Annotated in this window: 8 protein-coding genes and 1 pseudogene; 7 read left to right on the plus strand and 2 right to left on the minus strand. The window is 57.1% G+C overall.

Annotated features, from left to right (window positions below):
- The 4 genes from NKJ73_RS33600 to ctlX all read left to right on the plus strand — a co-directional run.
- Positions 1-271, plus strand: a 271-nt coding sequence (locus tag NKJ73_RS33600; RefSeq protein ID WP_352572643.1) for a hypothetical protein, incomplete at its 5' end; no start/stop codon positions are given.
- Between the two features lie 465 nt (positions 272-736).
- Positions 737-1,438, plus strand: coding sequence for a methyltransferase (locus NKJ73_RS33605; RefSeq protein WP_352572645.1), 702 nt, complete (start codon positions 737-739; stop codon positions 1,436-1,438).
- 217 nt (positions 1,439-1,655) lie between these two features.
- Entirely contained in the window at positions 1,656-2,873 is a 1,218-nt protein-coding gene (locus tag NKJ73_RS33610; protein WP_352572647.1) for an arginine deiminase, read from the plus strand.
- A 311-nt stretch (positions 2,874-3,184) separates the two neighbouring features.
- Positions 3,185-4,069, plus strand: coding sequence for a citrulline utilization hydrolase CtlX (gene ctlX / locus NKJ73_RS33615; protein ID WP_352572655.1), 885 nt, complete (start codon positions 3,185-3,187; stop codon positions 4,067-4,069).
- Positions 4,070-4,479: 410 nt separating this feature from the next.
- Here ctlX and NKJ73_RS33620 read toward each other — a convergent pair whose 3' ends face one another.
- Both NKJ73_RS33620 and NKJ73_RS33625 read right to left on the minus strand, forming a co-directional pair.
- Complete coding sequence (locus tag NKJ73_RS33620) at positions 4,480-5,112, minus strand: IS66 family transposase (protein ID WP_352572649.1); 633 nt, start codon at positions 5,110-5,112, stop codon at positions 4,480-4,482.
- Positions 5,113-5,116: 4 nt separating this feature from the next.
- A complete protein-coding gene (locus NKJ73_RS33625) occupies positions 5,117-5,680 on the minus strand; it encodes an IS66 family transposase (RefSeq protein WP_352572651.1) in 564 nt (187 codons plus the stop codon).
- Positions 5,681-5,988: 308 nt separating this feature from the next.
- Between NKJ73_RS33625 and NKJ73_RS33630 the strand changes: the two genes are divergently transcribed.
- The 3 genes and pseudogenes from NKJ73_RS33630 to NKJ73_RS33640 form a co-directional block, all read left to right on the plus strand.
- A complete protein-coding gene (locus NKJ73_RS33630) occupies positions 5,989-6,348 on the plus strand; it encodes a transposase (RefSeq protein WP_352572657.1) in 360 nt (119 codons plus the stop codon).
- Positions 6,349-7,710: 1,362 nt separating this feature from the next.
- Entirely contained in the window at positions 7,711-9,711 is a 2,001-nt protein-coding gene (locus NKJ73_RS33635; RefSeq protein ID WP_352572653.1) for a carbamoyltransferase family protein, read from the plus strand.
- 209 nt (positions 9,712-9,920) lie between these two features.
- Positions 9,921-10,062: pseudogene (locus tag NKJ73_RS33640) on the plus strand (IS1380 family transposase); the annotation flags it as partial.

Here is a 10,062-nt window from a genome sequence, read left to right on the forward strand (position 1 = left end):
CTGCTGCAAATCGCCATGCTTGGCGGCTCTCGCCCGCAAACATGATCCGAGTCCCGGCAACATGGTCGTCTGGCGCGGCATGACCGCTTGCACGACATCGCCTTCGGCATCTCCATTGGATCAAGCCGACGATGTGGGTAATCGAAAGCTTCACCGGAGGCGTACGAAACAATTAAAGTCAGCGCGGCTCGAATGGACGCTCCCTGACGATGATGTCTGCGGGAGGATTTTGAAAGATGCTGACGGTCGAACCGACGTTCTGGAAGCTTGATTCAAAAGATGGCGCTTCGACCCCGTGACTCTTATGAGGCCGGAAGCGTGCGGATCTCCATCTTGGCGACGGCAATCAGGCGACACGCCGTATACGTTGATGTAGACCAGCCGCCATCAAAAAAGGCATGTGCCGCTCAAGTCAAGACAACTTGAGCGAAAGACAACGATGGGCCACTCAACCGGCCCCAATCCCGAGTTTCGGTGGACAGGCTGTAAGCGGGTTTCACGGCCTGGTCGATTGCCACGTCGGCAAAGAATGCACCGCATAACACTATATGTGATCGACAAACAAATTCGCAGCGAAATCGTAACAAGATTTAACAAGTCTTTAATTTACACGGTATTGCGCCGCCGCAAATCCGGTGAGACTCTAGGTGCTATGATGCACGGGGAGAATAGCCTCTCATCCACGCCATCTTTCAAGAGGTGGCCACAATGACTGATGAAAAGAAGGACTTGTTAGATGACTGAACGTTACATGCCGAACATGACAAAGAATCAGGTCGAGCTAATCCGTTCCTGGCACGACGAGAGCTATCAGAGGCAAAAGGCGTGCCTTCCGGAACGAATCTGGTTTATGGGACTAGACTTAACCATCGGACCGGAAGTGTTTTCTCCCAGTACGGATAACGAGACTGGCGACTCTTACCACGAGGCAATCGAGGCGGAAGTCAAGCCCGGTGAACGTGTGTTGGACATGGGCACCGGAAGCGGCGTAAGCGGGATCCTCGCAGCCCGCAAAGGAGCCCGCGTCGTTGCTGTGGACATTAACCCCCAAGCCATCGAATGTGCCAGGCAGAACGCTGATCGCAACGGCGTGGCAGATAAGATTACCTTCGCCGTGTCTGACATCTTCGACGAAGTCGACGGTGATTTCGACCTTGTTGTGTTCGATCCGCCATTTCGCTGGTTCAAGCCACGCGACCTGCTCGAAGCAGCCAGCACAGACGAAGACTACCGGGGCCTCACACGGTTCATCACTGAGGTCAAGTATCGACTGCGACCAAGCGGCCGGGTTCTATTGAACTTCGGCACGTCCGCGGACATCGACTACCTCCACGGTCTGATCGACAACGCGGGATTTCAGCAAGAGACGACACAATATGGAGAACTCACAAAAAGCGGCTTCACCTGCCGTTATTACATCATCAGACTGACCGCCTAGCGATAGTTATTCCGTCCATTGGAGAACTCCGGCCTGGGGCCTCTAAATAGCGCGGAGAAGAGCAGTGTTGAGCCTGAACAGAATAAGAGACTGTCCACCTCTGACTAGTGGAGTTTCTTTATACTCTGGACGTCGCAGCGAGTCCAGGGACACCATGATTGTCATCAGTTGCCGCGAAGTCTAAAGAAGCGGGTCTGCTGGTTCTGAGGTTACTGCAATGATGAGCTTATGTGTGCATTCCGAGGTTGCCCCGTTGCGAGAAGTTCTGGTGCACCGACCAAGTTTCGGTATCGATCGCATTACTCCGCAGAACTGCAAGAGCCTTCTTTTTGACGATGTGCCTTGGGTTAAACGCGCCGGAGAGGAACATGACATCTTCGTGGAGAGATTGCGCCACTTTGGCGTGTTAGTTCACTCATTCGAGGAACTGTTATCGGAAACGATGGCGTCACCGGAAGCGCGTCGCTGGCTCCTGCACCGCCGTATAGATCACTCCTCGGTGGGGCAAGGCATGCTCGATGAGTTGAGCGGCTGGCTTGAAGAGGTACAGCCTGACCAGCTCGCCACCTATCTCGTTGGTGGGCTTGTGGCTGCAGAAATCCCGTTCCAGCAACGTAGCCTGACGGGGCAAACGCTCATGCCGGAGGATTTCGTCCTGCCGCCATTGCCGAACCAGGTTTTCACACGAGACAGCTCATCTTGGCTATATGGTAGCGTCTCGATTAACACAATGTATTGGCGGGCGCGCAAACCTGAGGCTGCGAATGTCGAGGCCGTCTATCGCTTCCATCCCCGATTTCGAGACGCCGCCTTCACTTACCTATCGCCCAATGGAACAGATCTCGCAATGAGCCTGGAAGGCGGCGATGTGATGCCGATCGGCGGCGGGATCGTACTGATTGGAATGGGCGAACGAACAATGCCGCAGGCAGTCGAGGCATTTGCACGTAGCTTGTTCATGACGGAAGAAGTGACGCACGTTATCGCAGCGCTGATGCCGCGGAACCGCAGCTCCATGCATCTCGACACAGTCTTCACGTTTTGTGACCATGACGTCGTGACGACATATCAGGAGGTAATCGAGCGGTTGCAGACGTTTTCCCTGAGACCAGGCAATCCTGCGGGGGCGCTGGACGTCACCAAGGAGGCAAGTCCCTTCTTAACTGTGGTGGCCGATGCGCTTGGGCTGAAAGCTCTCCGTAATGTCCCAACTGGCGGCGACAACTTCGAGGCGAAGCGGGAACAATGGGATGGTGCCAACAATGTGCTCGCCGTCGAGCCGGGCGTTGTGATTGCTTACGACCGTAACGTACACACGAACGCGCTACTGAGGGCAGCCGGTGTGAAGGTAATCACAATCGGTGGCTCAGAACTCAGCCGCGGCCGCGGCGGAGTACATTGCATGACTTGTCCACTGGTGCGCAATCCGCTCTAACGACAGAGAAACTGCTTGTACTATATGAATACTGGTGACCAACCGCCAAGGCGGTTTCGCCATGTAGCGCACTAATAAATTTAGACTCGATCGAATATGAGTATTTTCCAGGCATCCGGCAAATTAACTGAGAGTTGTTCACTGCGTCACCAAGTCGAATAGCGATCTACGGAACGAAATTTAGAATACCGTCATGCCCTCGGGAGGACCGAGAAATATCTTCGACATCCTCGATGCGCTAGCAAGCCGACAGGAGTCTTCTCGTGTCACGACGTTCAGAATTCTCCGTCCAGTCTCCTTCCGCTGTGGTTATGATCCGACCGCATCATTTCACTGTCAATGCCGAGACTGCGACCGATAACCGATTTCAGGTAGCGGACCGTGATGGAAGGGACTTGTCGCCGCTTGCATATGCCGAAATCACGGTTGCCGCTACGCTGCTACAAGGTGAGGGTGTTGCGGTGCATTTGTTCGAGGACGAAGGCAGCGACACTCCGGATTCGGTATTTCCGAACAACTGGTTTTCGACCCATCCCGGAGGACAGGTATCGATCTATCCGATGAAGGCTCTAAGCCGCCGGCGTGAGCGTCGAAGTGACATTATCCAGATGCTGAAGCAATTCTATAAAGTGCAGGTGGTAATTGACTATTCTGGTCTCGAACCGGACGGGCTCTTCTTGGAAGGCACCGGTGCGATGGTGCTTGATCACATCGACCGCGTCGCATATGCTGTAAGATCCGAGCGGACAAATCCAATCGTGCTTCAGAGGTTCTGCAGCCAATTTAATTTTGAGCCCATGCTCTTTTCGGCGAAAGACCCCTCGGGAGCGGATATCTACCATACGAACGTGTTGATGTGCGTCGCAACCGATTTCGCCATGATCGGGCTCGACATGATTACTGACTCTATGAGACGGCGCGAAATCGTCGATCGTTTGGAAGGGACCGGCCGCCGGGTAATTGCGCTTACCGCGTTCCAGATTGAGAATTTCGCAGGGAATGCGATTGAGCTCACAGGCGAAAGCGGGCGCATCTTGGCCCTGTCGACCACCGCATTCTCGACATTGACGCCGGAGCAGGTCGCCATCATCGGCGAGAGCGCGCAGCTGCTGCCGCTGGCAATTCCTACTATCGAGCGGGGGGGCGGTTCCGTCCGATGCACAATCGCGGGCGTGCATCTTACGCCACGGAGATAGAAGGGCACGTGTTCCATCCCCACGATATTTGCTCCGTAATCAAAAGGATCTCCGGCCTTCGGTAGCCCGCTTCTCTCACCGAATTTAGCGCCAGGCTCCGTTGTGACGCGGCGCGGCCACTGGCATGGCTATGGAGTTCGAGGACGGGCGCGATCAGCGCCGCGGTGTTGCGACGTTCGGGTTCTTCAGCAATGTATCCTCTGTTGTTTGTGAGAAGGGTTCAGGTCCGGGCGGCGTCACAGAGCCGCGGCACGTATTCGGGCGTGAGCCAGGGCGAACTCCTCGGCATAGGGATACGCTGAGGCCATCGCCACCTTGATGCGACGAACCGAGACGCGCACCTGTGCGCATAGGCCGCATGATTGGCACACGCGCGTGGGCGCGGCGGGCTCTATGATGGCATTGCGTGGTCAGGCGGCCTGCTGATCGGCGGGCCTGGCGGCTTCACGCAGGCGCTTCCATTGCCAGGGCAGTAGTTCGTGCAGACGCGAGGTGGGAAGATCCGCCAAGCGGGCCAAGACGTCGGCGAGCCAGGCTTTCGGGTCGACGTCGTTGAGGCGTGCCGTGGTGATGAGGGTAAGCATGACGGCGGCGCGGTCGGCGCCGCGCTGGGAACCGGCGAATGTCCAGTAGCGCCTTCCCAGAGCAATGCCACGCAACGCTCTTTCGGCGACGTTGTTGCTGAGGCAGATCCTGCCGTCGTCGATGAAGCGGGCGAAGTCGATCCAGCGCCTGAGCATGTAGTTCATCGGCTTCAGGACTTCGGAAGAGCGCCAGAGGGTATCGCGCTCGCGGAGCAACCAGGCGTGTCGTCGAGAAGGGTTTGCTCTTCTCTTGGCGCGCGGCAAACCGCTCGTCAGCGCTGCGGCCGTTGATGGCGCGTTCGATCTCGAACAGCGCGTCGATGGTTTGACCGCCTCCTGCGCGATCGGGGAGACCGGCTTTCCCTTCTTGCCCTCGCGGGCATTCTTCTCCATGTCGACCAGTTCGAAGAACCCCCGCCGCGCATGGGCGAAGCAAAATGCCGGCGTGATCGGCAGCACGTTTTTATGCGGGTCGACAGCGGTTCGAAGCCATTGTAGCAGTCGGCCTGCAAGATGCCGGCGAAGGCGGCCACTTGCTTCTGCGGGTTTCGCCATGCCGGTCGCTCGAGGCGTAATAGACTGCCGCTGGTGGTGCATGCCCATTGGAGGGCCGATCGTCCTGCACGTAAGTCCAGATGCGCCCGGTCGTGCACTTGTTCTTCCCCAGGATGCGGATGGCGGTGTCGTCGCCATGAAGGCGCTCGGCCGCGAGCACATGGCGCTCGATCAGATGGAAGAGCGGCATGACGGCGAAGGTTCCGTGGCCGACCTGATCGCCCAGCGTCGACACCGGCAGGTCGATCGCCTCAGCCTTGAAGCGCGTGCTCTGACGGTTGAGCGGAGGGTGCATGCCGAACTTGTCGAACAGGATCGTCGCCAGCGACTGCGCACCGATGAAGCCGCGTGGCGTAGGATGGAACGGCGCCGGCGGCTGGCTGATCGCCTCGCAATCCCGGCAGGTGAACTTTTCGCGCACCGTTTCAATCAGCTTGAAGCGGCGCAGAATTTCCTCCAGCGTCTCGGTCACATCCTCGCCCAGCTTCGACAGCCGCGATCCGCCGCAGCGGGCGCAGGCGGCGGGAGGCTCGATGACGACGCGCTCGCGTGCGATATTCTCCGGCCAGGGCTTTTGCCCACTGGTCGCTTGCGCGTGAAGGAACGCACGCTCTGGGTCCTCGCCGCCGCAGCGGCCGCGGCAAGCTCATCCTCGGTCGCCGACGTCACAAGGTCTTCAAGTTGCAATTCCAACTGTTCAATCGTGAGCGTCACGAGCACCCCATCTTGCGGGCAATGCACTGGCGAGATTTGCCGCTGATTCCCGAGGAGCGCAGGCGCATGGAGTGGGACGAGCCTGATGCCAGTCATCAAGACAGGCATGAAGAGGGTCGCTATCGCCGGATCGAGGTGATCACCGGCCGGCGGCGGCGGCGCAACTGGACGCCGGCGGGAAAGGCTCGGGTCGTCGCGGAGAGTGCGGAGTCGGGCGCCAACATCTCGGCAGTCGCGCGACATTGGGGCGTAAGTCGTGGCCTTCTTTCCGTCTGGCGGCGACAGGCGGGGCTGGTGCAGGCGAAAGCGGCTGCGGAGACGACGCCAGCCCTGCAGTTTTTGCCGCGGCATGGTTCTGGCTCTCGAAATGGCTCGAATCCGGGCGCTTCACCTAGCCACCGATCCGCGACGGCCAGGTCCGGCTGACGCGCGAGGAGTTCGCCCTTCTGGTGGCCCGGCCTCGACTGGACGAAGTGGCGAAGAAACACGTCAAAAAACCGGTCAGAGCGGCGTGAAGTGACTGGATTTGCTGAAGATTCGGGGCTGCTTGGTAGGGTTGATCATGTCGCCCCGCCCTGATTCGTTGCCATCGGATCCTGCCGAGCTGCAGAGAATCGTTCTGGCTCTTGAAGCCGAGAACGCGGAGCTGCGCGTCTATGCCGATCTGCTCCAGCAGATGATCTTCGGGGCAAAAAACGGAGAAGCTGGCCGTCCTCGATCCGACGCAGATCGCGCTCGATCTCGGCGACCTCTGCGAGGTGCCGGTCGCGGCCAATGACGATGCCGCCGAAGACAAGGATCGTCCGCGACGCAAGCACCGGCCCGCGGTCATGCCGCAACCGGCGACATCATCGCCCCGATCCGGGACACAACGGGGGTGAACTCCCGTCTCGACGACGCGGGCGTCGCCGCCGTTGCGAAGGCGATCGTCGCCATCCGCTCGTACTTCATGCCAAGCGAGTCAAAGCGGCCCGCATCTGAATCCTGCCTCTGTCAAGCAAGGACCGCCGTGCGGTGCTCGTGACGCTTACTGATAACAGTGAGACGCCGCGCGAGTGCCACTCGGGCTTTCTTCAGGCCGCGGCGCTTCGAGATTTTCAGCGCCCGGCGGCAAAGCCAATCATCTCGCGCAAGAGATCGGAATCCGGAGTCTTCTCCACGATCGCGCGCAGGTTCATCATGTCGTCGGTCATCGATGGTTCCTTCGAATCAGGTTGGTGTCAGCAACCCGACCTTACTGGCGAACTGTCGATGACCACCGCAAAGCCGCTCGCTCGGTACAGCGCTATCGAGGGCACGCTCGCGAGCGGCTTAGCTCCCGCCGAGCTACACCACCTGTGGGGACGCGACCCTTGCTCGCCCGCAAGTTCAGATCGGTTGAGCTGCGTGCCGGACTTCCGATCAAACCATGCCAGATGCGGCACCCCTCGAAATCCCCGGCCTGTAGCGAGCCATCTTCGAGATCAACGGAAGGATGCGCGACAAGCTATTCAAAGAGGCGCCTATTGTCGAGTCCGCGACACGGTGCTTTTGGCCAGCGTCATTCGGCACTGTCATCTAAGACACTGAAAAGGTTTAGAAGGCCCTCCTGAAGCCTTGTCTCCTCAGTTGGCACGGTTTTTGAAACTCTGTTCTCGCTATCTCGCAGCAGTTGTCGGCAGAAACTCATGTCCCGGCTCACAAGCCTGCGAGCGCGCTAGGCGATTCGTCTGTTGCCCACTTGGCAGTTGACGGCGGACGAACTCGCCAACATTTGACAGAAATGCACGCAAGCGAGGTACTTGAAATATGTTGATCGTTGGTTTTAGTGGCGGCCCTCGATATTCAGAAATAAACGACGACTTTTCGAAACTCTCGCCGCTATTCTTTCATAATGCGGCCGCTGCGGTTATCAAGGGTAGGCTGCCACTCTTTGCTGTCGAAGAGGAGAGGCTATCCAGGCAAAAGCACACCAATCGCTTCCCCGCCCTAGCAATGAGAGCCTCGATCGACGCCGCGCGTTGTTCGATTCACGAGATCGACAAGTTCGCGTTCTTCTTCGGCGAAAGTTATTTTGATTCCGAGTTAGCCAAAGAGGCCGCGACGTTAGGTATAGAGAAAAAAACGGGAGTGCGGGACATCCTGATGAACAATATATCGCAGGCGTTCGGGGTCGACATCGACCGCCAAAAAATCGAGTTCGTCAGGCATCACCATGCCCATGCCGCCGCAACGTATCTGGCGTCAACTTTCACAGAAGCTCTGGTTCTTGTTGTCGATGGCGAAGGAGAGAGGGAATCGCTGAGTATTTTTCGTGGCACCCACGGAGTTGTCGAAGAAATCTATAGTTATCCTGTGAAGTGCTCCCTCGGACACTTTTACCGGTATGCCACTCAACTTCTCGGGTTTTCGATGTTCGATGAATACAAGGTGATGGGGCTCGCCCCGTATGGACGATCTGATAGGTATTTCGGCCCCGTATCTAAGCTTTACATGTTTAATCCTGATGGATCTTACGACCTCGATATCATAAGACTTGGCGATATCGCTTATAGCCTTGGCGTTCTCGGTCGGGCAGAGCCAGGCACGCGGGAATGGCAACGAAAAGCTCATTTTGCCGCCGCGATTCAGAAATTGCTAGAGGTCGTTGTCATTGACGTTCTCTCTTGGTGGCAGGCTAAATTGGAGTTGAAAAACGTATGTTTGGCAGGAGGTGTTGCGCAGAACTGCGTGATGAACGGGCTCATTGCTGGCACGAACATATTTGAGAATATTTTTGTTCATCCCGCGTCGCATGATGGTGGTGCCGCTCTCGGTGCGGCCCTCTACATAGCCAGTCAACAGAAAAAAGAAGAAAAAACTAACATAACCCTATATTCTCCCCTCCTTGGCCCAAAACTCCCTGAAAATGACGACGTTCGCCGGGAGATAGAGTCTTGGGTAGGGGGGATGAGCATTGTTGAGTGCGGTGACGTCTTTGAGGCCGCTGCCGACAAAATTGCTCAGGGTAAAATAATCGGATGGGCGAGAGGCAGGTCCGAGTTTGGGCCGCGTGCGCTTGGCAACCGAAGCATACTTGGAGACCCTCGACCTCAAGAAAATTGGCAACGGATTAACCTGGCAATCAAGCAGCGAGAGAGCTTTCGCCCGTTCGCGCCAGCGGTGCTTGCTGAGGATTTTGAGGACTATTTCATCCCTCTGCCATCGAATCCAAATATGGAGCATATGGTATTTGTTGCCAAGGTGCGAGAAGAGAAGCGCGCTGAACTTGGCGCCGTGACCCATGTCAACGGAACGGCGAGAGTACAAGTCGTCACGAGAACCTCCAGCCCAGACTTTTGGAGGTTAATATCGTCATTCAAGGCAACAACCGGCTGCCCCGTGCTTCTTAACACTTCTTTCAACAATCGATACGAGCCGATTGTGCAGGATGTCGCCGACGCCATTCAAACATTCTTGACGACTGATCTCGATTACCTGTTTATAGAGGACAACATGGCTGCAAAAACAGGCAGCTTAAGTAGTCTCATCGCAACATGTATTCTAAAGCTAAGTGACGCGGCGTGGTTAGAGGAAATCACGGCTGCCAAACAGCAGTGGGCCGTCCTGAGACGGGCACCAAGCTACTCTCGTCAGTTGAACAGCTTGCACCTCATACGATATTTGAGTGAATTCGGTGGCCGATTTTCGCAGGTTGCGGATCTCATCGACTCCGCGCCGGACGATCGGGACAAGCTCATCGACGAGGTATTCTTGCTCTGGCGCGAGCGCTTTATCGATCTGCGACCAGAATGCCGCGCAGATGGCTGAAATGATGACTCTTCAGCAGCTCCGACATCCGGCGGCCTCAAGGACCGCAACATGCTGTAAAAAGGCACTCGCCACCGGACCGCAGCTGTGAAGCGACGTATTAGCCTGAAAATTCACGGTGGGTTGGCGGATGTGGTTCAAGCCGTTGAAATGACGTAGGATTTGGTTGCTAAGGCCGATCCGAATCATTTCCGGAGACCACACCTGCCATGAATGATCTTACGCTGCCGCTGAGCGGCTTGTCATCTGTCGGCGGCAAGTCCGTCGTCGCCCGTTTCGATGGCGGCATGCTGTCGTCGGACAGTGGCGTTCTGGCTCTAGCAGAGGTGGAGAAACGACTGCGGGTGGCCG

This window comes from Mesorhizobium sp. M0074 (genome assembly GCF_040322975.1).
Lineage (GTDB): Bacteria > Pseudomonadota > Alphaproteobacteria > Rhizobiales > Rhizobiaceae > Mesorhizobium.

Excerpts from the sequence above, each read along its gene's own strand:
- NKJ73_RS33605 (WP_352572645.1), top strand. The coding sequence starts at position 737 with ATGACTGAACGTTACATGCCGAACATGACAAAGAATCAGGTCGAGCTA.
- NKJ73_RS33610 (WP_352572647.1), top strand. The coding sequence starts at position 1,656 with ATGATGAGCTTATGTGTGCATTCCGAGGTTGCCCCGTTGCGAGAAGTT.
- ctlX (WP_352572655.1), top strand. The coding sequence starts at position 3,185 with ATGATCCGACCGCATCATTTCACTGTCAATGCCGAGACTGCGACCGAT.
- NKJ73_RS33630 (WP_352572657.1), top strand. The coding sequence starts at position 5,989 with ATGGAGTGGGACGAGCCTGATGCCAGTCATCAAGACAGGCATGAAGAG.
- NKJ73_RS33635 (WP_352572653.1), top strand. The coding sequence starts at position 7,711 with ATGTTGATCGTTGGTTTTAGTGGCGGCCCTCGATATTCAGAAATAAAC.